The organism is Actinomadura sp. ATCC 39365, assembly GCF_054392275.1.
Map to the genome: position 1 here is coordinate 2359233 of NZ_CP184335.1, position 22676 is coordinate 2381908.

Annotated in this window: 18 protein-coding genes and 1 pseudogene; 14 read left to right on the forward strand and 5 right to left on the reverse strand. The window is 72.2% G+C overall.

The genetic code is table 11. The features are described 5' to 3' along the window. Positions 1-450 precede the first annotated feature (450 nt). The 9 genes and pseudogenes from ACNF49_RS11905 (at position 451) to ACNF49_RS11945 (ending at position 11309) form a co-directional block, all read left to right on the forward strand. Positions 451-983, forward strand: a pseudogene (locus ACNF49_RS11905) (DUF6395 domain-containing protein). A gap of 43 nt (positions 984-1026) precedes the next feature. Next, positions 1027-1869 carry a M55 family metallopeptidase gene (locus tag ACNF49_RS11910; protein WP_482943692.1) on the forward strand — a complete coding sequence of 281 codons (843 nt, stop codon included), beginning with the start codon at positions 1027-1029 and terminating at the stop codon, positions 1867-1869. 30 nt (positions 1870-1899) lie between these two features. After that, positions 1900-3456 carry a flavin monoamine oxidase family protein gene (locus ACNF49_RS11915; protein WP_482943694.1) on the forward strand — a complete coding sequence of 519 codons (1557 nt, stop codon included), beginning with the start codon at positions 1900-1902 and terminating at the stop codon, positions 3454-3456. 64 nt (positions 3457-3520) lie between these two features. Further along, a complete protein-coding gene (locus ACNF49_RS11920; protein ID WP_357973317.1) occupies positions 3521-4033 on the forward strand; it encodes a YbaK/EbsC family protein in 513 nt (170 codons plus the stop codon). Between the two features lie 198 nt (positions 4034-4231). Further along, positions 4232-6268 (forward strand): serine/threonine-protein kinase, encoded by a 2037-nt coding sequence (locus ACNF49_RS11925; RefSeq protein WP_498702311.1) that lies wholly within the window; start codon positions 4232-4234, stop codon positions 6266-6268. Between the two features lie 16 nt (positions 6269-6284). Continuing rightward, entirely contained in the window at positions 6285-8048 is a 1764-nt protein-coding gene (locus tag ACNF49_RS11930) for a serine/threonine-protein kinase (RefSeq protein WP_482943696.1), read from the forward strand. 35 nt (positions 8049-8083) lie between these two features. Beyond that, positions 8084-9304: a serine/threonine-protein kinase gene (locus ACNF49_RS11935; protein ID WP_482943697.1), complete on the forward strand. Its 1221-nt coding sequence runs from the start codon at positions 8084-8086 to the stop codon at positions 9302-9304. A gap of 252 nt (positions 9305-9556) precedes the next feature. Then, positions 9557-10336: an electron transfer flavoprotein subunit beta/FixA family protein gene (locus ACNF49_RS11940; protein WP_352329623.1), complete on the forward strand. Its 780-nt coding sequence runs from the start codon at positions 9557-9559 to the stop codon at positions 10334-10336. A 19-nt stretch (positions 10337-10355) separates the two neighbouring features. Then, positions 10356-11309, forward strand: a complete 954-nt coding sequence (locus ACNF49_RS11945) for an electron transfer flavoprotein subunit alpha/FixB family protein (RefSeq protein WP_357973305.1) — start codon at positions 10356-10358, stop codon at positions 11307-11309. 75 nt (positions 11310-11384) lie between these two features. On the opposite strand, the gene ACNF49_RS11950 is transcribed toward ACNF49_RS11945, so the two are convergent. The 3 genes from ACNF49_RS11950 to ACNF49_RS11960 form a co-directional block, all read right to left on the reverse strand. Further along, on the reverse strand, positions 11385-12053 hold the full coding sequence (locus tag ACNF49_RS11950; protein WP_482943698.1) for a rhomboid family intramembrane serine protease: 669 nt from the start codon (positions 12051-12053) through the stop codon (positions 11385-11387). Between the two features lie 70 nt (positions 12054-12123). Continuing rightward, positions 12124-13311 carry an MFS transporter gene (locus tag ACNF49_RS11955; RefSeq protein ID WP_357973298.1) on the reverse strand — a complete coding sequence of 396 codons (1188 nt, stop codon included), beginning with the start codon at positions 13309-13311 and terminating at the stop codon, positions 12124-12126. A 1069-nt stretch (positions 13312-14380) separates the two neighbouring features. Further along, positions 14381-14890: a TetR/AcrR family transcriptional regulator gene (locus ACNF49_RS11960; protein ID WP_357973295.1), complete on the reverse strand. Its 510-nt coding sequence runs from the start codon at positions 14888-14890 to the stop codon at positions 14381-14383. A gap of 53 nt (positions 14891-14943) precedes the next feature. Between ACNF49_RS11960 and ACNF49_RS11965 the strand changes: the two genes are divergently transcribed. Further along, a complete protein-coding gene (locus tag ACNF49_RS11965) occupies positions 14944-16107 on the forward strand; it encodes a cysteine desulfurase family protein (RefSeq protein WP_498702312.1) in 1164 nt (387 codons plus the stop codon). Here ACNF49_RS11965 and ACNF49_RS11970 read toward each other — a convergent pair. Beyond that, positions 16100-17152, reverse strand: coding sequence for a DUF695 domain-containing protein (locus ACNF49_RS11970; protein WP_357973289.1), 1053 nt, complete (start codon positions 17150-17152; stop codon positions 16100-16102). The two genes, ACNF49_RS11965 and ACNF49_RS11970, sit on opposite strands and share 8 nt — an antisense overlap. Positions 17153-17219: 67 nt before the next feature. Here ACNF49_RS11970 and mnmA point away from each other — a divergent pair, with 67 nt between their 5' ends. Continuing rightward, a complete protein-coding gene (mnmA, locus tag ACNF49_RS11975; protein WP_357973286.1) occupies positions 17220-18278 on the forward strand; it encodes a tRNA 2-thiouridine(34) synthase MnmA in 1059 nt (352 codons plus the stop codon). Here mnmA and ACNF49_RS11980 read toward each other — a convergent pair. Continuing rightward, positions 18275-18907 carry an MBL fold metallo-hydrolase gene (locus ACNF49_RS11980; RefSeq protein ID WP_357973283.1) on the reverse strand — a complete coding sequence of 211 codons (633 nt, stop codon included), beginning with the start codon at positions 18905-18907 and terminating at the stop codon, positions 18275-18277. The two genes, mnmA and ACNF49_RS11980, sit on opposite strands and share 4 nt — an antisense overlap. Before the next feature lie 24 nt (positions 18908-18931). Between ACNF49_RS11980 and ACNF49_RS11985 the strand changes: the two genes are divergently transcribed. The 3 genes from ACNF49_RS11985 (at position 18932) to ligA (ending at position 22624) form a co-directional block, all read left to right on the forward strand. Next, positions 18932-19924, forward strand: coding sequence for a methionine synthase (locus ACNF49_RS11985; protein ID WP_357973280.1), 993 nt, complete (start codon positions 18932-18934; stop codon positions 19922-19924). Positions 19925-19938: 14 nt separating this feature from the next. Then, positions 19939-20358, forward strand: a complete 420-nt coding sequence (locus ACNF49_RS11990) for a hypothetical protein (protein WP_357973277.1) — start codon at positions 19939-19941, stop codon at positions 20356-20358. Positions 20359-20431: 73 nt separating this feature from the next. Beyond that, the gene (gene ligA, locus ACNF49_RS11995; protein ID WP_357973274.1) at positions 20432-22624 is read left to right on the forward strand and encodes an NAD-dependent DNA ligase LigA; all 2193 of its coding nucleotides are present in this window, start codon (positions 20432-20434) and stop codon (positions 22622-22624) included. Positions 22625-22676 lie beyond the last annotated feature (52 nt).

Genomic DNA, 22676 nt, shown 5'->3' on the forward strand with positions numbered 1-22676 from the left:
GCCGAGGTGGCCGCGGCCCTGCACGACGGGTGGGGCATCGAGGCCGGGCCGGTCGGGGCCGAGCCGCGCCGGGCCGGGGACCGGCTCGCCATCTCCTACAGCGGCGGCGCGGACTCCGTGGCCGCGGCGGCCATCCATCCGTCGGCGCCGTTCGTGCACTTCCGGCGGATGCCGCATCCGAGGGTGCCCAACCGGTGGCCGCACTACCGCTCCGACGTGCTGGCCAAGCTGGCCGAGCAGACCGGTCGCGAGCTCACCACCGTCACCTCCGACCTGGAGTTCACCCTCGCCGAGCCGCGTCCGGGCTATCCGGAGCACCACGCCGTCGCGGCGGGGGCGCTCCTGCTGGCCGACCGGATGAACCTCGGCGGCCTGGGCTTCGGCTATGAACTCGGTTCACGCTGGCTCGGCGGTGACCGTTACTTGTTGCGGTTCACGCCTGACAACCCCATGTGGGCGCCGCACGGCGCGTGGGGCCGGTTGTTCGCCGCCGCGGGCGTGCACATCGTGCTCCCGGTCGGCGGGGTGAGCGAGGCCGTCACCATGCGGCTGGCGCTGAACTCCGAGCTCAAGGACCAGGTGCGCTGGTGCCTGCGCGGCACCGACGGCCCCTGCCGCACCTGCGGCAAGTGCCTGTACAAGGAGCTCATCCAGGCCGCCGTCGAGCGCCGTCCGCTGGACACGCCCCTCACCGCCGACCGTCCCGTGGCCCGCAAGTGGCTGCGGCCGCCCCCTTCGGGGGTCAGGAGATGGTCGAGTACGGCCTCGCCCGGATCCCCGGCGTCGAACGGTCCCTCTTCGCCAAGGCCCTCGACCACTTCGAGGCCACCGAGGAGTCCACGAGCTGGCTCGACCACTGCTACCCGCCGGCGATCGAGGAGATCCCCGAGCCGTGGCGGGCGGAGGCGGCCGCCTTCCTGACCGATCAGGTCGGTCTCATGACCGAGGCCGAGGTACGGCGGGTGGAGACGTGGGGCGCGTGACCGTCCGCGGGGCGGATCCGGCGAAGTGCGAGGAGTTGACTGCGTGAAGGTTTACCTGTCGGTGGACATGGAGGGCGTGACGGGGCTGACCGACCCCGAGGAGATGCACGCCGGCAAACGCGGCTACGACCGCGGCTGCGAGCTGATGACCGCCGACGCCAACGCCGCCGTGGAGGGCGCGTTCGCCGCGGGGGCGGGCTCGGTGCTGGTCAACGACGCCCACGGGTCCACCAAGAACCTGCGGATCGACCTCCTGGACCCGCGGGCCACCCTGATCCGGGGGCCGGGCAAGGCCCAGCGCATGGCCCAGGGGCTCGACGGCACGTTCCAGGCCGCGTGCTTCGTGGGCTACCACGCCATGGCCGGCGTCCAGCACGGCGTGCTCAACCACACGTGGATGGGCAAGGAGATCCAGAACGTCTACCTCAACGGCGAGCTGTGCGGCGAGACCCGGCTGGTCGCGGCGTGCGCGGGCTTCCACGGCGTGCCCGTCGTGCTGGTGACGGGGGACGAGGCCGTCGGCGAGGAGGCGCGCGAGCTGCTCGGCGACGTCGAGACGGTCGCGGTGAAGAAGGGGATCGACAAGTTCTCGGCCGAGTTGCTGCCGCCGAGCGTCGCCCAGGCGAAGATCTGTGAGGCCGCCGCTCGTGGGCTGTCCCGGTTGAGCGACTTCACGCCTTATCGGGTGGAGGCGCCGTACACGCTGGGGGTGGAGTGGAACTCGACCGCCATCGCGGCGGCGGTGGCGCTGGTGCCCGGGGTGAAGACGGTCGGCTCCCGGCACACCGAGTTCACCACCGACGACTTCCGCCAGATCATGGCGCTGCTCGGGATCTTCGCCACCATCGGCGGCCAGGTGGCCTGCGGCAGCGGGCCGTACGGCTGAGATGTCGGTAACTGCTGACCTAGGGAGCGGGTGACGGTGGAAGGCGCGGCGCTGACCCGGCGGGGGCTGCTCGTCGGGATCGGAGCGGTGGGCGGCGCGGGCGCCATGTACGCCGCCATGGGCGCGCTCGGGCTCGCCCCCTCGGAGCAGGACAAGGAGTTCGCCGCGCCGCGCCCCGGCGACTTCTCCCTGCGCGGCAAGGGCGCGGCCAAGGTGGTGATCCTCGGCGCGGGCGTGGCGGGGCTGACCGCCGCGTACGAGCTGGGCAAGGCCGGCTACGACTGCACCCTGCTCGAAGCCAGGGGCAGGGCCGGCGGGAGGAACCTCACGCTGCGCGGCGGCGACCGCCTGACCGAGCTGAACGGCCCGGCCCAGGACGTCAAGCTCGGCGAGGGCGTCTACTTCAACGCCGGGCCCGGCCGCATCGCCCCCTGGATGGTCACCCTCGACTACTGCAGGGAGCTGGGCGTCCCGATCGAGACGTTCGTCAACAACAACGCCGCCGCGTACGTCCACACCAACGGCAAGACGGTGCGGGCCCGCACCGCCCGAGCCGACATGTACGGATATGTCGCAGAATTGCTGGCCAAGGCCACAAATATCGGCGCGCTCGACAAGGCGATCACCGCCGACGACCGGCAACGCCTGCTGGAGTTCCTCCACCGGTTCGGCGACCTCGGACCCAAGCTCGACTACGAGGGCTCACCCCGGCGCGGCTTCACCAAGTACCCGGCGCTCGACGGCGGCACCCCCATCCCGCCCCCCGGCACCCTCCACGACGTGCTGGCCGCCGCCACCGGCCGCGCCATCACCAACGACTTCGGCTACGACATGGCCACCCCCATGTTCCAGCCGGTCGGCGGCATGGACGCGATCGTCAGGAAACTGACCGAGGCCGTAGGGCCCGACCGGATCAGGACCGGCGCCAAGGTCACCAGGATCACGACCCTGGACGACGGCGTCGAGGTGGCGTACGACGGCGGCACCGTCAAGGCCGATTACTGCATCGCCACCCTTCCCCCGCACCTCCTCGCCAAGATCCCGCACAACCTCGGAGCGCAGGTCACCAGCGCACTGAGCACCCCCATTCCGGTCGCCGCCGGCAAGATCGGCCTGGAGTACGGCAGGCGCTGGTGGGAGCTGGAGGACCGCATCTACGGCGGCGTCACCGAGACCGACCTGGACATCACCCACATCTGGTACCCCTCCCACGGTTACCACTCCGAACGCGGCCTGATCGTCGGCTACTACAACACCGAGCAGAACGCCGAACTGTACGGCTCCATGACCCCCGAGGACAGAAGGCGGAAGGCACTCACCCAGGGCCGGAAGATCCACGGCGACAAATACCGCCAGAACCTGCTGTCCAGCGTCTCGATCGCCTGGCACCGCCAGGAGCACATCCAGGGAGGCTGGATGTACTGGCCGTCCTTTGATTCGTCCTTCACTCTTCTGCAACGCCCCGCCGGAAGGGTCTACTTCGCGGGTGACTGGCTCACCCACTTGATCGCCTGGCAGGCAGGCGCCATGGAGTCGGCCCGCAGCGCCGTCACCCTGCTGCACCAGCGGGTGCTGCAGTCCGCGTGACGTCGCACGCCACTTCCTCGACCGGCATAGGGTCGGTCAAGGAAGAGCGATCGAGGAGACGAGGATGACGTTGCACTGGGTGCCCGCGACCGACCGCACCGACCTGCTGGCCGATCCGGTGGTGTTCGCCGTGCCGGGCGTCGAGGGCGCCGAGGTGGCGGAGATCGACCCCGACCTGGCCGACACGGCCGCGTTCTGCGAGCGCTACGGCGTACGGCTCGACGAGTCGGCCAACTGCGTGGTCGTGGCCGCCAAGCGCGGCGGCGAGACCCGCTACGCCGCCTGCATGGTGCTCGCGACGATGCGCGTCGACGTCAACGGCGTGGTGCGCAAGCACCTTGACGCCCGGAAAGCGAGCTTCGCGCCGATGGCCGACGCGGTCGAGCTGACCGGCATGGAGTACGGCGGCATCACCCCGCTCGGGCTGCCCGGCGACTGGCCCGTCCTGGTCGACGTGCACGTCGCCGACCATCCCAGAGTGGTGATCGGCAGCGGCGTGCGCAGGTCGAAGCTCGCCGTGCCGGGCGCCGCGCTGGCCGGGCTGAAGGGCGCCGAGGTCCTGTCCCTGACGACCTGAAGGCCCCGAAGCCGAACTGAAGCCAATTCGAGACCGTTGGATGGGAAACCGATGAGGCCGTATCGGACGTTGTACGAGTGGGAATGTGGCCTCATGGTTCATCTCGTGGGCGGGGATTAAGCCGGTATGGTGCTTCATGCCATGAACGATGACCGACTAGGCCCTTACCGGCTGCTCAGGCGGCTCGGTGAAGGCGGGATGGGCGTTGTCCACCTCGCTGTCGACCCCCAGGGGCGACAGGTGGCGGTCAAGGTCCTGCGCGGAGAGGTCGCCGGTGACGAGGTCGCCAGGCGACGGCTTTCGCGCGAGGTCGAGACCATGCGCCGGGTCCGCAGCAAATTCATCGCAGAAGTGGTCGATGCGGATGTAACCGGTCATCGTCCCTACATCGTCACGCGTTACGTGCCCGGCCGTCCGCTCGACGAGATCGTCAAGGACGACGGGCCGCTCGACCTGCCCGCGCTGGTCCGGCTCGCCCACGGGGTGGCCTCCGCGCTGGCCGTCGTCCACTCCGTCGGCGTGATCCACCGCGACCTCAAACCGGGCAACGTGCTGATCCTCGACGGCGAGCCCGTCCTGATCGACTTCGGCATCGCCCAGGCGGTCGACGCGACCAGGCTGACCCAGACCGGCATGTTCATCGGCACGCCCGGCTACCTCGCGCCCGAGATCATCGAGGGCCAGGAGGCCGGTCCCGAGGTCGACATCCACGCCTGGGCGGGCACGCTGCTCTACGCCGCCACCGGCCAGCCGCCCTTCGGCAAGGGCACGCTGGAGATGATCTTCTACAACATCACCGCCGGCAAGGCCGACATCAGCGGCGTGCCGGCCGAGCTGCAGCCGCTGCTCAAGGCGGGCTTCCAGCGCAACCCGGCCAAGCGGCCCAAGGCCGCCGACCTGGCCGAGCAGACGGCCCGCATGTTGCCGAGGCCGCCGCGCGGCGGGCCCGACGAGATCTCCACCGTCCCGCGGCCCGACGCGCCCGACGACTACCCGACCAGGCGGCCGCCGTTCGTGGGGGAGAAGCCCTCCTACGACGTCTCCACGCCGCCGATGACGCCGCGCCGGCTGATCGACGGCCAGGAGCAGCCGGTCGCGCCGCCCGCCGACCCGCACTTCGTCTCGCTGCTGCCCAACCAGGCGGCCGGGCTCCCCAACCAGGCGGCCCCGCTGCCCGGCGCCGGGCTGCCCGAACAGGGCGCGGCGCTGCCGGACCAGGGCGCGGGCGACCCGTGGCCGACCCGCCGGGTCTCGCCGGAGGAGCTGCGCCAGATCCAGCGCGAGGCGGGGCCCAGCCAGCCCTGGCCGCAGCAGCAGCCTCCGCCGCACCCCCAGCCCCAGCCGCAGTCGCACCCGCAGGTCAACCCGCACGAGGCCGACGTGCCCACCCGGCGCGTGCGCCCGGACTCGGCCGAGTTCGGCCGGCTCAGCTCCGGCCCCCAGCCGGTCGACCACGGCCGGCTCGGGTCCGGCGCCCAGCCGGTCGACCACGGCCGGTTCAACTCCGGTCAGGAACCGGCGAACTACGGCCCGGTGCCCGTGCAGCCGCCGCCCTACATCCCGGCGCAGCCGCAATACCCGTCCCAGGACCCGCAGGCCGCTCGCGAGCCGTACAACGCGGGCGGGCGTCCGGGGCAGGCGCTGCAGCGCTCGAAGGCGTACGGGGTGGCGAGCGCCATGCTGCTGATCCTCATGATCGTGGCGGCGGTGACGGCTCCCGTCCTGGTGGCGGTGGTGGCGATCCCGATCGCCGTGCTGCTGCGCGCGGCCGACCTCGCCCAGCCGGCGCTGAGCGGCCGCAGGCCCGCCGGGTCCGCCGCCCTCGACGTGTTCAGGGTCTTCGCCCGGCCGCAGGCGCTGGCCAAGTCCGTGGGCATCACGGTCGCGCTCGTCCTGTACGCCCTGATCCTCGGCCTGCCGGTGACGCTGCTGCTCAGCGTGGTGGTCAAGATGAACTCGGCCAACGCCCTCGCGTGGGGGGCCGCGGTCGCGCTCTGGACCCTCTGCGCGGGGCCGGGCGTCGAGGGCCCGGGGCGGCAGATGCGCAGAACGCTCTCATCGCTCGTACCCTCGAGGACAGCGGCCATGGCGATGGCGGGAGTCCTGGCGGCGGGCGCCGCGCTCTCGCTGATCCTCGCCTACGGCACGTTCGGGGACACGGCAAGGGGGAGTGTATGGAGTCCACTGGACGTCACACCCGTGACAGAGCAACTCACCAGCCTGAAGGGCGGCTGAGCCGAGGAAGGTGGCGATGAGCATCCAAGCGCCGGAACGCCTCGGCCCCTACCGCATCGTCAGGAAGATCGGCGAGGGCGGCATGGGGGTCGTCCACCTGGGTCTCGACGGTGAGGGCCGCGAGGTCGCCATCAAGGTGCTCCACCCGCACGTGGCCGCCGACCTCAAGGCCCGCGACCGGCTCACGCGCGAGGTCGAGACCATGCGCCGGGTGCGCAGCCCGTACGTCGCCGAGGTCATCGACGCCGAGCTGGTGGGGGGCCAGCCCTACGTCGTGACCCGCTTCGCCCCCGGGCGCACGCTCGAGGAGACCGTGCTGACCGAGGGCGCCCTGGAGGCGCGGCAGGTCATCAGGCTGGCCCAGGGGCTGTGCCAGGCGCTGGTCGCCATCCACGCGGCCGACGTGATCCACCGTGACTTCAAGCCGTCCAACGTCATGCTGGTCGACGGCGAGCCGCTGGTCATCGACTTCGGCATCGCCCACCTGGTGAACGCGACCCGGCTGACCCAGACCGGCATGTTCGTCGGCACGCCCGGCTACCTGGCGCCCGAGATCATCCGCGACTCCGACATCACCCAGGCGGCCGACGTGCACGCGCTGGCCTCGACGGTGTTCTTCGCCGCCACGGGCGCGCCCCCGTTCGGCACCGGGACGTTCGAGGCGGTCTGCTTCAACATCATGGAAGGGCGGGCCCAGCTCGACCGGGCGCCCGCGTGGCTGCGCGGCTGGTTGTCGCGCGCGCTGCGGGTCGATCCCACCGCCCGGCCGGGCGCCCATGAGCTGCTGCGGATGGCCAGGGAGCTCGACCCGTCGGTGACGACGTTCAACGAGATCGAGGGGCCGACCGGCACCAAGCGCATCGGCAGCGGCACGCGCGCCATGGACACGTTCTCCGACCTGCTGCCGCCGGTCGAGTACCGCAAGCCCGCGCCCCCGCCCCCGCCGCCGCCCGCGCGGCGGGAGGAGCGGCCGCCGCCCTACGTGCCCGCGCCCACCTCGGCGCGCCCGGTGCCGCGCACCGACCAGCGGGTGGCCGGCTACCCGGCGCCGCCGCCGCAACCGCGCCCCTACACGCCGCCGCCCCAGCCGCGCGGCCACGTGCCGCCGGCGGAGCGGAAGAGGTACCTGTTCGGCGCCCAGGTGACCGGGTTGCTGCTGCTGGTCACGCTGGTGGCGCTGACCGTCATGATGCCCGTCGTCATGGGCGCGGTGGCCGTCGCGCTCGCGGTGGTGCTGCGCGTGGGCGAATACCTCTTCGGCGACATGGTCAAGCGGCGCCAGATCCGCGGCAGCAGCTCGGCCGACCCGCTGCTCGCGCTGGTCGGCACGCCGTGGGCGCTGGTCAAGTCCGCGCTGGTGACGCTGGTGCACGTGCCGCTCGCGCTGCTGTTCGGCGCGTGCGTGTGGGGCGCGCTCCACTGGGCCGGCGGCATGGGCACGAACCAGGCCGCCGCCTACGCGGCCGGCGCGTTCGCCGGGGGCCTGTTCGTGCTCCCGGGCGGCGGCGCGCCGCGCAAGGCCGTGACCCGTACGCTCACCGGCGTGCTGCGCAGCCCCGGCGCCGCGCTGGTCGCGGTCGTCGCGGTGGGCACGGCCGCGCTGTTCGCGGTGATGTTCGCGCTCGGCCAGGACCCGGTCTGGACGCCCTGGCGGGCCCCCCAGAGCGTGATCGACGACCTGGCGAGCGACGCCAGGCAGAGCACGATCGGGCTGATCACCGGCCTGATCGAAAGTCTGCTCGACGGGCTGGGGTTGGGCTTCCTGACTCCGTGGTCGTGAGTGTCCCCCTCGGCCCGACGGGGGAGAGATGAGGTATGAGCGAGCGCCTCGGCCCTTATGAGCTTCTCTCCAGGCTCGGCGCGGGCGGCTTCGGCGAGGTCCACCTGGCGCTCGACACCCAGGGGCGCACGGTCGCGGTCAAGGTGCTGCATCCGCACGTCGCGGCCGACGCCCTCGCGCTGGGCAGGCTCGACCGCGAGGTCGAGACGATGCGCCGGGTCGGCGGGCCGCACGTCGCCGAGGTGCTCGACGCCTCGCTGGAGGGCCCCAGACCCTACCTGGTGACCCGCTACGTCCAGGGCCGCCCGCTCAGCGCCGTGCCCGTGCCCGTGGCCGAGCTCGGTCCCCTGGCCTCGGGGCTGGCCGACGCGCTGCTGGCCATGCACGAGTCCGGGGTGGTCCACCGCGACCTCAAGCCGGCCAACGTGATGATGAGCGAGGACGGCCCGGTCGTCATCGACTTCGGCATCGCCAGCGCGCTCGACTCGTTGTCGGTCACCGCGTCGGGCGCGGTGGTCGGCACGCCCGGCTACCTGGCTCCGGAGCTTCTCGAAGGCGGGAGCGCGGGCGTCGAGGCCGACGTGTTCTCCTTCGGCGCGACGCTCGCCTACGCCGCGACCGGGCGGCAGCCGTACGGGCAGGGGCCGGCCTCGGCGGTGGCCTACCGGGTCGTGCACCATCCGCCCGACCTGGAGGGCGTGCCGGACTGGCTGGCGCCGCTGTTACGCGAGTGCCTGGCCACCGACCCCGCCGCGCGGCCCACGGCCGCGCAGATCTGCGCCCGGCTGGGCGTCGCCCCCGTCCCGCACGTACGGCAGACCGGCCCCCGTCCCTCGGCCCCGGCGGCGCGTCCCCGGCCGGCCGACGACATCAGCACGAGAGAGTGGCGGCCGGGCGACGGCCGTCGCAGGTCGGTGGAGGAGTCCAGGGCGCGGCACCGGGAGAAGGTGCGCAGGCGGTGGCTGATCGGCTCGGGCCTGTTCGTGTCGCTGCTGGCGGCGGCCGCTCGCGAACCGCTGCCCGAGGTGGCGCTGTTCCTGCTGGCCGCCTACGTGCTGGCGGTGGTGAGCGACGCGGGGGTGGCGCTGCTCTCGCGCGGGCCGTACCGGCGGAGCCGGATGGTGGCCGATCTGGTGAGCGTGGCGGGGGCGGTGGGGTTGTGCTTCGGGCTCGCCGCGGTGTTCAGCACGTTCACACTGGCCCTGTTCGCGGGTACGGCCCTGGTGGTGGGCATCGTGTTCCTGTTGTCCGCCTGATTTCCCTCCGGGGGCGGTCGGAACGTACCGAATAAAGTTCGGTATGGTGGGAAGGGTAGGGCTTCACGCGGGAACCGCCAGTTTGCGCGTAAGCTACCCATGGGTAACATGACCGCGGGAGCCAGGGCACGACTCTGACCCACCCCGTGTCAGGAGCCCGTCGGGAACCTGGCAGTCTGGTCAGCATTGCATTCGGCGCCTATCGCAGCGACGCGGTGGGCGCACGCTAACACGGGAGGTCGGCCACCGGCCATGAACATCGTCGTCTGCGTGAAGCAGGTCCCCGATACGGCGACCGAGCGCAAGCTGCGGTCCGATGACAACACGCTCGATCGTGACGCCGTCGACGGCGTGGTCAACGAGCTTGACGAGTACGCGGTCGAGGAGGCGCTGAAGCTCAAGGAGGCGCACGGTGGCGAGGTCACCGTGCTCACCATGGGCCCGGGCAAGGCCACCGAGACCATCCGCAAGGCCCTGGCGATGGGCGCCGACAAGGCGGTCCATCTGAGCGACGACGCGCTGCACGGCTCCGACGCGCTGTCCACCTCGTACGCGATGGCCCAGGTGCTCAAGAAGATCGGGTTCGACCTGGTCGTCCTGGGCTCGGAGTCGACCGACGCCCGCACCGGCGTGCTGGCCGCGATGCTGGCCGAGCGCCTGGGCACGGCCCAGCTCACCCTGGCCAACAAGGTCGAGATCGAGGGTTCCTCGATCAGCGTCCAGCGCATCACCGACTACGGCTTCGACAAGGTCCAGGCCTCGCTGCCGGCCGTCGTGTCCGTGGTCGAGAAGATCAACGAGCCGCGTTACCCGTCCTTCAAGGGCATCATGGCGGCCAAGAAGAAGCCGGTCGAGACGCTGGCCATCGCCGACGCCGAGATCGACGCCGCCCAGGTCGGCCTGGGCGCCGCCTGGTCCGAGGTGGTCGACTTCGCCGCCGCGCCGCCGCGCGCCGCCGGCACGATCGTCAAGGACGAGGGCGACGGAGGCTCGAAGGCCGCCGACTTCCTCGCCTCCAAGAAGTTCATCTGAGAACGGGGGTTTTACTGATATGTCGGAGATTCTCGTTCTCGTGGAGCAGGTCGACGGCGAGGTCAAGAAGGTCACGCTCGAACTGCTGACCCTGGCCCGCTCGCTCGGCACGCCCGCCGCCGTCTGGGCCGGCCCCGGCCTCGGCGACGCCGCCAAGGCCAAGCTGGCCGAGTACGGCGCCGAGACGATCTACAACGCCGGGTCCGCCGACATCGTCGACCACGTGGTGGCGCCCAAGGCCGAGCTGCTGGCGCAGCTCGTCGCCGAGAAGTCGCCCGCCGCGGTGCTCGTGGCCGCCACGGCCGAGGGCAAGGAGGTCGCCGGTCGCCTGGCCGTCAAGACCGACTCCGGCGTCATCACCGACGCCGTGGGCCTGTCCGAGGGCTTCGTGGCCGACCAGTCGATCTTCGGTGGCGGCGTCAACGTGCACTCCAAGGTGCGCAGGGGCACCCCGATCGTCGCCGTACGCCCGAACTCGACGGCCCCGCAGGCCGCCGCGGGCGCCGGCGCCGTCGAGGAGGTGTCGGTCGCGCTGAGCGAGGCGGCCAAGGCCGCCCGCATCGTCGAGCGCGTCAAGCAGGAGAAGGGCGCCAGGCCCGAGCTGACCGAGGCCGCGATCGTGGTCTCCGGCGGCCGGGGCGTGGGCTCCGCCGAGAACTTCTCCGTCATCGAGGGCCTGGCCGACGCGCTGGGCGCGGCCGTCGGCGCCTCGCGTGCCGCCACGGACGCCGGCTGGTACCCCCACCAGTTCCAGGTGGGCCAGACGGGCAAGACGGTCTCGCCGCAGCTCTACATCGCGGCCGGGATCTCCGGCGCCATCCAGCACCGGGCCGGCATGCAGACCGCGAAGACCATCATCGCGATCAACAAGGACCCCGAGGCGCCGATCTTCGAGCTCGCCGACTACGGGGTCGTGGGCGACCTGCACCAGGTCGTCCCGCAGCTCACCGAAGAGGTCGGCAAGCGCAAGTAGCGTCAGAGATCGGCGGGCGCGGGTAGCGCCCCGACGGAAGCGGCGCCGCACGACGTGCGGCGCCGCTTCGCCGTCTCAGGCGGAGGTGGCGGGCGCGGTCCGGGCGCCGGCCGCCTTCAGTGCCCATCCCGCGAGGACGCCGGCCAGCAGCGCGAAGCCGTGCAGGTCCGGCAGGGCGCACAGGACGACGGCGGCCGCCGCGGCGACCGCCGGGAACAGCGGGGCGGGAACGCGGTCGCGGTGCATCACGAGCTGGAAGCCGGCCCCGGCCAGGACGACCATGAGCACCACGCCGGCCGTGCCGAACGCCGACAACGTCCAGGCGCCCGAGACGACCGCGTAGAACGCGCCCAGCGAGCGTTCCAGGGCACCGGAGGCGGCCACGGCGAGGCCGCCGGCCAGGCCGCAGAGGGCGACCGAGTTGCCGGCGCCGGGGTCGTGCATGAGGTAACCGGCGGCCTCGCCCGCGACCGCGCCCGAGGCGTAGAACAGGAGCCAGCGCCCGGGGCCGAGCGCGCGCTCGGCGACATAGCCGAGCACCGCGAGGAACGCCAGGTTGAACAGGGTGCCGAACGCGCCGCCGTCCTGGACGAGCAGCGCCGTCCCCAGCCGCCACCATTCGCCGCCGGAGATCGCCGCCGGATCCCGCATCCACCCGGCCTCCAGCCCCGGGACGGCGAACTGCAGGAGGCTCGGAATCGCCGTGCCGACGAGGACGACGCCAGTGGCATATGGCTTGAACACCGCCTAAGCCTCGCACGCCCTCCATGAATCGGACATGGATGGATGTACGAGGCTTGGCATGACAAATGTCCTACGCGGCGACCTTCACCGGCTCCCGCACCGGAACGGCTCCGAACACCGGCGCCTCCCGCCTGGGCAGGAACCGCGACGCCACGGCGATCAGCACGCCCAGGACGACCGCGATGCCGAGCGCGCCGCGCAGCGAGGTGGCGTCCGACAGGAAGCCGATCGCCACCGGGCCGAGCAGCAGGCCCGCGTAGCCCATGGCACCCGCCTGGGCGATGGCCGGTCCGGGGGCGTCGGTCGCGGTGCCCGCCAGGGACAGCGTCAGCGGCGCGATCGTCGCCACGCCGAGCCCGACGAAGAACATCGCCAGCACCGCCACCAGCGCCGCCGGAGCCATCAGCACGACCGTGAAGAACCCGGCCGTGGCCACGCCGGACACGCCCAGCATGCCGCGCACCCCGAACCGGGAGCGCAGCCGGTCACCGGTGAGCCTGGCCAGCAGCATGCCGGCCTCGAACACCGGGTAGCCGAGCGCGGCCAGCGCCTCGGGCGCGCCGAGCTCGTTGCGCATGTACAGGCCGTTCCAGTCGGCGACCATGCCCTCGACCATGAAGGCGAAGAACATGATCGCGCCGAGCAGGTAGACGATCGCCGGCATGCGGTGCCGGGCCGTGCGCGCCGCCTCCGTCACCGGGGCCTCCGGCAGGTACGTACGGCCGAGCAGCACCGCGACCGGCAGCGAGACCAGGGCGACCAGCGCCAGGTTGGCGGTGAACGACAGGCCGGCGGCGATCGACAGGCTGCCCAGGGCGCCCGCCGAGATGGCGCCCACGCACCAGCCGGCGTGCATGCCGTTCATCAGCGGACGGCCGTACGCCTGCTCGACGGTGGAGCCCTGGGCGTTCATGGCGACGTCCACGGTGCCGAAGGCCATGCCGAAGAACGTGGCGGCCACGACGAGGAGGGGCAGGTTCGGGGCGAAGGCGACGGCCAGCAGGCCGATCGCGGTGAGTGGGGCGCCGATCCGCAGAACCGCCCTGCTGCCCGCGCGGGCCATGATCCGTCGCATGGACTGCATGGTCACGAGGGCCCCGAGGCCCCATGCGAGGAGCACCGCGCCGACCGTGGACTCGGACAGGCCGAGTTTGTCGGTCAGGGCGGGGATGCGCACGGTCATCGTGCCCACCATCAGGCCGCCGAGGACGAAGGTGAGGATCGCCCCGTAGCGGGCCGTCCTCAGGTCGCGGGTCATATGGCACACCTCTCACAAACTCGTTGTTTCGCCACAAATCAGGCACCCCCTTGCGGGGGCGCCCAGAAAATCTGGGGGGATGAACACTCGAAGGGACAAAAAACCACCGACCAGACCCGGACCGACCGCCCCGGCCCCAAGCCTTCGGCCCGGCCCCGAGCCTCTGGCCCGGCCCGCCCGAATGCGCGGCCGGTTCGCCGGCCCGGCCTTCGTGCCTTTGGTCAGTTCGCCGCCGATCCGGCTCACCGAGTGCTCGGTCGGCCCGACGGTTCCTGTGCCTGAGGTCCTCCGGACCGGCCAGCCGGGCCTGCGGCCCGGCTCACCCCAGCGTCCGGCTGGTCCTACGTCGCTAGTGCCCGGCCGACCTGCACCTGAGCACCCGTAGGGCTGGCTCGGCCGCCCGGCCCCCACGGAGCCGAGCGACTTGGCTTGTCGACGGGTCTGCTTGGAGGGCGAGCGGGGGCCGTGCGGGCGTTGGCAGGCCCAGGTCGGGCGACCGGCCTCGGCCGTTGGGTGGGTTGAGGCGGTCGGTCGGTCCGGGGCCCTTGGGTGCGCTGAGGCGCGGCTGAGGGCGCGGGTGGGTGGTGTCGGGGAGCGGGTGGCCGGCTGGTGCCGGTCGGGGTCAGCTCGTGGTGCTCGGTGAGCGACCCGGGCTCTCGATCGTGGCCCGCGTCATGGCCGGACTGTCGGCCCTGTCGGGCTGACGGCCGGACCAGATCTGTCCCGCCACTCGCCCGACCGCCGCGCCCTCCGGCCTACCGTCTGCCTGACGGGGGCCTGCGCGTCCGGCCCGCCCAGCCCGTACGGGCCGGTCTGACGGGGACGACGGGCGCCGCCGAGGCGCTCGGTCTGGAGGAAGAGCGGGCGAAGGCCACGGGACAGGGGTCGTGGGAGCACGGGATCGTCATCGCGAGGCCCCTCCCATCCGTTCCGGTCCACCACAGAAGCCACAGAAAGCCGCAGAGAACTGCGGAAAGCTCCGTGATCGAAGCTCCGACAGCTGAACCAGAAGTGACCCAGGCGCATTCCCGGGACCACGGTGACTCCCGACACACCGGAAGCAGCCGGTTCAGCCGGGTTTGAGCAGCGCTCTCAGCCGGGCTTCGAGGGCACGCAGGTCCGCCTCCGAGTTGAGCTGCGGGTCATGGCTGGCCACGTCCCACAACCCCTCGCACGCCAGCCGCACGATCTGCGCGGCCAGCGGGTCGGGCTCGTCGCTCAACCCCTCCCGGTGCCATCGCGACATCGCCTCCCGCAGCGGCGCGAGCAGGAAGAGGTTCCCCGACGCGCCCGTCACGACGGCCCATCTTCGGAGCCGCCCCGAGCGCACGGCGATCAGCGTGGCGCCGAGGTAGCGCTCGGTGTACGTGCCGTCGGGCTGCGCGGTCATCAGGTCGTCGAACTCTTCGATCAGTCGTTCGACCATGCCCTTGATCAGGGCCTCTTTGGTGCCGAAGTGGTAAAGAAGGCCGCCCTTGCTCACCCCGGCCCGGTCGGCCACGGCGGACAGCGTCAGCGCGGCCGACCCCTGGTCGCACAGGAGGTCTTCCGCCGCGTCCAACAGCTCGTCCCTTCGCATGCCTCAACTGTACCGTCCGGACGGTACAGTGGCAAACGAGATACCCTGATCTGGTGACACGACCGTCGGCCTATCTTGATCATGCGGCGACCACGCCCATGCTGCCCGAAGCGATCGAGGCCATGACGGAGCAACTCAAACGCGTCGGCAACGCCTCCTCGCTGCACGCCGCGGGCCGTCAGGTGCGCAGGGTCGTCGAGGAGTCCCGCGAGAGCATCGCCGACGCCCTGGGGGCCCGGCCGAGCGAGGTCGTGTTCACCTCGGGCGGCACCGAGGCCGACAACCTCGCGATCAAGGGCCTCTACTGGGCGCGCAGGCCCCGGCGGCGCATCCTGCTCAGCTCCGTCGAGCACCACGCCGCGCTCGACCCGGCCGCGTGGCTGGCCGAGAGCCAGGGCGCCGAGGTCGAGCTGCTCGACGTCGACGAATACGGCCGGGTCCATCCCGACACGCTGCGCGCCGCCATCGAGCGCGATCCCGACGACGTCGCCATGATCAGCGTCATGTGGGCCAACAACGAGGTGGGCACGGTCCAGCCGGTCCACGTGCTGGCGGCCGTCGCCCACGACCACGGCGTCCCGTTCCACACCGACGCGGTGCAGGCGATCGGCCAGCTCCCGGTGTCGTTCGCCGAGTCCGGCGCCGACGCGCTCACGCTGACCGGCCACAAGGTCGGCGGCCCGATGGGCGTGGGCGCGCTGCTGCTGACCAGGGGGCTGACCCCGGTGTCGGTGCAGCACGGCGGAGGTCAGGAGCGCGACGTGCGCTCCGGCACGCTCGACGCGCCCGCCATCGCGGGTCTGGCCGCCGCCGTGCGGACCGCCGTGAAGGAGCAGGAGGCCCTGGGCCGCCGCCTGACGGCGCTGCGCGACGAGCTCATCCAGCGCGTCCGCCAGGCCGTCCCCGACGTCGTGCTCAACGGCGACCCGACCGGCCGGCTGCCCGGCAACGCCCACTTCTCCTTCCCCGGCTGCGAGGGCGACGCGCTGCTCATGCTGCTCGACGCCAAGGGCGTGGAGTGCTCGACCGGCTCGGCCTGCTCGGCGGGCGTGGCGCAGCCCTCGCACGTGCTGCTCGCGATGGGCGCCGACGCGGCGGCCGCGCGCGGCTCGCTCAGGTTCACCCTGGGCCACACCTCGTCAGGCGCCGACGTCGACCGCCTGATCGAGGTGCTGCCCGCGGCCGTCGAACGGGCCCGCAGGGCCGGGCTCAGCTGAGGAAGGGGGAGACCGCGGCCCAGGCGGGGTCACTGCCCACGTCGACCCGCGGCTCGCCCTCCTCCCAGCTCACGATCAGCTCCTTGGCGTGGATCGCCGCGTCGGAGGCCGGGTCGGCGTAGACGTGGATGACCCGGTGGCCGGCGGCGCTCAGGTGCGCGGCCAGCAGGGCGTCGTCGCGAAGTTTGAGCAGGCGGGCGGCCAGGCGCTCCTCGAAGTCGCGCAACGCCTTCAGCGAATCGCCGACGGGCAGGCCGTCGGCGTCGCGGTGGGCGTACGGGAGCGTGATCTCGATGTGCTGGTCGAGCAGCGGGTGGTCGACGGGTCGCAGCGGGAAGCGCGCGGTGGCCACCAGCGACGCGCCCTCGCCGGTCTGGCCCTCCAGCAGCAGCCACTCCTCGCCCTGGTAGCCCGAGGCCAGGTCGGCGACCACGGCGGGCAGGTGGACGGCGGCGACCGCGTCGATCGGCTGGAACGTGGCGGGCGTGATCTCGCCCACCCATCTGGCGACGTCGTCCTCGCCCAGCAGCCAGTCGAGGGCGAGCAGCGTCGCCTCCAGGCGGGTCTCCTCGTCGAGCTCGCTGAAGATCGGGTGGTGGGCGGCCACGTCGACGCGCGGCTGGTTGCGCGGCACGCGCAGCCCGAAGACCAGCTTGTCGAGCGCGAACTCGAACCCGCCCACGTCGAGCGTCAGCTCCAGCGCCTGCGGGTTGGCCTGCCGGGACGGATGGAACTCCCACAACAGGTCGGCCGGCGGCGCGGCCCTGGCCCAGCGGTGGGCGAGCGAGCGCAGCTCGGCGTCGCCGGCCGCGGTCACCACCAGGGCGTGCGCGGCGTTCCTGCCGGGCGCCACCTCCCAGACCAGGCCGGGGTCGATCGCGGCCACGGCGGGCGCTACCAGCTCCTCGATGCCGTCGGCCGTGCCCGCCGCCACCAGCGAGTCGAGCCGCGGCCTGGCCTCCTGCCACCACGCCCAGAACGCGGCCACGCCGTCGCCGGGCCGGCCGGCCTCTTCTTCTTCGTCCTTGCGCCCGAACAGTCGCATGCGCTGAATCCTTCCAGACGGAGCCGATGGCCGCGCACTCCCCGCCGGACAGTACGCTGGAACGGTCATGGGACTGCGTGTGCTTGCCGCCATGTCGGGCGGCGTCGATTCCGCCGTGGCCGCCGCCCGGATAGCCGAGGCCGGTCACGACGTCACTGGTGTGCATCTGGCCCTGTCGGCCAACCCTCAATCCCACCGCACGGGTGCGCGGGGCTGCTGCACGATCGAGGACTCCCGCGACGCGCGGCGGGCCGCGGACGTGATCGGCATCCCGTTCTACATCTGGGACATGGCCGAGAGGTTCCAGCGCGACGTGGTGGAGGACTTCGTGGCCGAATACGCCGCGGGCCGCACACCCAACCCGTGCCTGCGGTGCAACGAGAAGATCAAGTTCGAGGCGGTGCTCGACCGGGCGCTCGCCCTCGGCTTCGACGCCGTCGCGACCGGCCACCACGCCAAGCTGTCCGACGGCGTGCTGTCCAGGAGCGTCGACCAGGGCAAGGACCAGTCGTACGTGCTGGGGGTGCTCACCCGTGAGCAGCTCAGCCACGCGATCTTCCCGCTCGGCGGCTCCACCAAGGCCGAGGTGCGCGAGGAGGCCGCGCGGCGCGGCCTGACCGTCGCCGACAAGCCCGACAGCCACGACATCTGCTTCATCGCCGACGGCGACACCCGCGGCTTCCTGGCCGGCCGGCTCGGCGCCGAGGAGGGCCCGATCGTCGACCAGGAGGGCGCGGTGGTGGGCACCCACCAGGGCGCCCACGGCTTCACGGTCGGCCAGCGCAAGGGCCTGCACATCGACCGTCCGGCCGCCGACGGCAGGCCGCGCTACGTGTTGTCGATCGAGCCGGTCTCCAACACGGTCACGGTCGGCCCGCGCTCGGCGCTGGAGGTCACCTCGATCTCCTGCGTCCGCCCGGTCTGGAATGGCCCGTCCCGCCTCGACGACCTGACCGTGCAGCTCAGGGCCCACGGCGAGGTCTACGGCTGCCGCTTCGAGGAGGAGGCGGGTGGCCTGCGCATCGACCTCGACCGCCCGGCCACCGGCGTCGCGGCGGGCCAGGCGGCCGTGCTCTACTCCGGCGACACGGTCATCGGCTCGGCCACCATCGTCTCGGCCGCCTAAGGCAGCGTCACCGACTCGCCGACCCTGAGCCGGCGCATGTCGGCGCCCTGCTTCTCCGACTCCAGCTCCAGGTAGTTGTCCACCAGCGACAGGCCGATGTCGTTGAGCAGGCCGTCGTGCGTGGAGAACGCGCGGGCCGGGCGGACCGTGCGCAGGTACTCGACCATCTCGCTGAGCTTCATCCAGGGGGCGTTGGTCGGCGCGAGGAGGGTGGGCACCTCGACACCGGGCAAGGTGAGCGCGTCGCCGGGGTAGAACACCTCGTCGTCGAGCATGAAACCGACATTCTGCACGACGGGCGCGTCGGGGTGGTTCTTGCTGTGCCACTCGCCGAACGCCTTCACCCGGAAACCGGCCGCGTCGAAGGAATCGCCGTGCCGGACCACCTGGACCTTGACCGGCACGTCGGTCAGCGCGGCCGCGACGCCCTCGCACGTCCAGACCTCGACCCCGGCGGGGGCGGCCTTCAGCTTCTCGATGTCGAAGTGGTCGAAGTGCTGATGGGTGATCAGAACCGCGTCGACCCCGTCGAGCACCGGCTCCTGCGAGAAGGTGCCCGGGTCGATGACCAGGACCTTGCCGTTCTTCTCAAGGCGTACGCAGGCGTGCGTGAGTTTGGTGAGCTCCATTCGGCAGAGCCTACGCTTGTGCCCATGTCTACGTGGGAAGCCACCGGGGTCGGGTCACATCCGGGTGAGGATCATCTTGAGGCGATCCGTGTCGTGTTCGGCGAGTTGCCCGGCCTGCCGTACCTGCCGGAGCTGCCGGCCCGCGGGGTCGGCGCCGACATGGTCGGCAGGACGGCCGGGCTGCTGATCGACCTGCCGGTCGAGGTGCAGCCGTCCGGGTGGCGGCTGGCCGACCGGCCCGGCCGCGACCATCAGCGGGCCGTCGACCACCTGCGCCGCGACCTCGACGGGCTGGAGGAGGTCGCGCACGACTACTCCGGGCCGCTCAAGCTGCAGGTGTGCGGGCCGTGGACGCTGGCCGGGTCCCTTGAGCTGAAGTACGGCGACAAGATGCTCTCCGACGCGGGCGCCGTGCGCGACCTGGTCGCGTCGCTGGCCCAGGGGGTCGCCGACCACTGCGCCGAGGTACGGCGGCGGTTGCCGGGGGTCACCGAGATCGTGCTGCAGCTCGACGAGCCTGGGCTGCCGGGCGTGCTGGCGGGCACGGTCCCGACCGCGTCCGGGTTCGGGCGGCTGGCGGCGGTCGAGGAGTGGCGGGTGGAGGAGTCGCTGCGGCTGTTCCCCGACGCGGTGGTCCACTGCTGCGCGCCCGGGGTGCCTTATGCGCTGCTGCGGCGGGCCGGGGCGCGCGCGGTGTCGGTCGACGCGTCGCTGCTGCGCCGCAGGGACGACGACCAGCTCGGCGAGCTCTTCGAGGCCGGTGCGGGCCTGCTGCTCGGCGTCGTGCCGGGCAGGGATGTCGCGCTGCCGGACACCGGGGTGGTCGCCAGGCCCGCGGTGGAGCTGTGGCGGCGGCTCGGGTTCGCCCCCGACGGGCTGGCCGCCAAGGTCACGCTGACGCCCGCCTGCGGCCTCGCCGGAGCCTCGCCCCGCTACGCGCGCGCGGCCCTGGCGGCGTGCAGGAAGGCCGCCCAGGTGCTCAAGGACGATCCGGCAAGCGGGATGCAAGGCGGCTGAGTAGCGTCCTTGCCATGATTGTTCGCGCTCTGGCCGTCGGTGCCGCCATGCTGATCGCGTCCGCCTCGATCGCCGTCCCCGCCGGGGCCTCGGCCAACCCCGAGATCTGGAGCTGGGGGTCGATCTACTCCGCCGACCGGGCCGGGAAGGCCAAGGGCAAGGTCCTGCTCGACCGGCCGGGGTTCGTGGTCAGCGGCAGGCTGTACGACTTCCCCGGCCGTTCCGGGTGCTCGTGGTTGCAGCTGCGCTGGGTCAAGGACGGCGGCGGCGACGGGCACAAGACGTACCGCAACTGCTCGGGCACCAAGCCGCTGGAGTTCTCGCTCAAGACCGGCTACATGCTCTCCATCGAGGGCAGGGTCTGCCGGGGCACGGCAAGGAAGATCACCGGTAACTGCTCGGTCTGGGAAGGCGTCTGGGCCCAGGGCGGATGACCGGCGGAGTCGTTCCTGTCGGGGCCCGGCGGTAGCGTTTGCTCAGCGTGTCTGACGTGGAAGGAGACCCAGCGTGAGCGAGCGTGACACCGAGGTCGGGGGCGTGCCCGTGGCCGCGCTCAAGCGGCATGCGGAGCTGAGCGAGCTGGTCGAGGACGCGCGCTGGCGCTACTACGTGCTCGACCAGCCGACGGTCAGCGACGCGCAGTTCGACGAGTGGTTCGGCGAGCTGCTCACGCTGGAGCAGGCCCATCCGGAGCTGCAGACGCCCGACTCGCCCACCCAGAAGGTGGGCGCGCCGGTCTCGGGCGACTTCACCAAGGTCAGCCACCTCAACCGCATGGAGAGCCTCGACAACGCCTTCAACCAGGCCGACATGGCCGCCTGGATGGCCCGCGTCGAGCGGCTGGCCGAGCGCGACCCGGGGCCCTACCTGTGCGAGCTGAAGATCGACGGGCTGGCCATCGCGTTGGTCTACCGCGACGGCAAGCTGGAGCGCGGCGCGACCCGGGGCGACGGCCGGGTCGGCGACGACGTCACGGCCAACGTGCGCACGATCAAGGGGGTGCCCCACCGGCTCAAGGGCGAGGGCGTCCCGAGCCTGGTCGAGGTGCGCGGCGAGGTCTACATCCCGGTCGAGGGCTTCAGGCAGCTCAACGAGCAGCTCGTGGAGCAGGGCAAGCCGCCGTTCGCCAATCCGCGCAACTCGGCGGCGGGCACGCTGCGGCAGAAGGACGCGCGCGTCACCGCCCAGCGCCCGCTGCGCATGCTCGTGCACGGCATCGGCGTCTGGGAGGGCTCGGCCGTGCCGCGCGCCCAGTCGGAGGTCTACGAGCGGCTGCGGGAGTTCGGGCTGCCGGTCAGCGACCTGTTCCAGGTGGTGCCCGGCCTCACCGAGGTCGACGAGTTCATCGAGCACTACCGGGTGCACCGGCACGATCCGGCGTACGAGATCGACGGGGTCGTGGTCAAGGTCGACGACTTCCGCACGCAGCGGGAGCTGGGGTCCACCTCCCGGGCCCCGCGCTGGGCCATCGCCTTCAAATACCCGCCGGAGGAGGTCAACACCAAGCTGCTCGACATCCAGGTGGGGGTGGGCCGCACCGGCCGGGTCACGCCGTACGCGGTGATGGAGCCCATCGTGGTCGCGGGCTCGACCGTCGAGCGGGCCACCCTGCACAACGCGGCCACGGTGATCAAGAAGGGCGTGCTCGTCGGCGACACCGTGGTGCTGCGCAAGGCGGGCGACGTCATCCCCGAGATCGTCGGCGCGGTCACGGCGTTGCGCGACGGCTCCGAGCGGGAGTTCGTCATGCCGACCCACTGCCCGGAGTGCGGCACCGAGCTGGCCTACGAGAAGGAGGGCGACGCCGACCTGCGCTGCCCCAACGCCCGCAGCTGCCCCGCGCAGATCCGCGAGCGCCTCTACTTCGCGGCCGGCCGGCGCGCGCTCGACATCGACGGGCTGGGTTACGTGGCGGCGACCGCGCTCACCCAGCCGGTGCCGCCGCAGGAGCCCGTCCTGCGCACCGAGGCCGACCTGTTCGACCTGACGATCGAGCAGCTCATGCCGATCCGGTCGGTCGTCCGCGACCAGGACACCGGCCTGCCCAAGCTCGACCCCGAGACCGGCGAGCAGAAGGTCGTCTCCCTGTTCGCCAACCTCGACGGCGGGCCCAGCCAGGCCGCCCGCACGCTGGTCGACGAGCTCGCCCGCGCCAAGTCGGCGCCGCTCGCGCAGGTGCTGGTCGCGCTGTCGATCCGGCACGTCGGGCCGCCGACGGCCCGCGACCTCGCCGACTCCATGCGGTCGATCGACGCCATCATGAACGCCTCGGAGGAGGAGCTGGCCTCGGTCAAGGGCATCGGGCCGCGGGTGGCGGCGACGATCCGGGAGTGGTTCGAGGTCGACTGGCACCGGGAGATCGTCGAGCGGTGGCGGCGGGCCGGGGTGCGGATGGACGACGGCCCCGCTCCGGAGAAGACCGAGCCCCAGATCCTGGAGGGGCTGACGTTCGTGGTCACCGGGACGCTGGAGGCGTACACCCGCGACACCGCGTCCGAGGCGCTGACCGGCCGGGGCGGAAAGGTGGCCAGTTCGGTGTCGAAGAAGACGTCGTTCCTGGTGGCGGGGGAGAACGCCGGGTCGAAGTACGACAAGGCGGTCAGCCTGAAGGTGCCGATCCTCGACGAGCAGGGGTTCGAGCTGCTTCTGAAGGAGGGCCCGGAGGCCGCGGCGCGCGTGGCGGTCGTCGAGGAGGGGTAGCGGAGCCCGGCTCGCCCTTGCGGCGGGGCTGGTGTTCGGTGGCCTCGCGGAT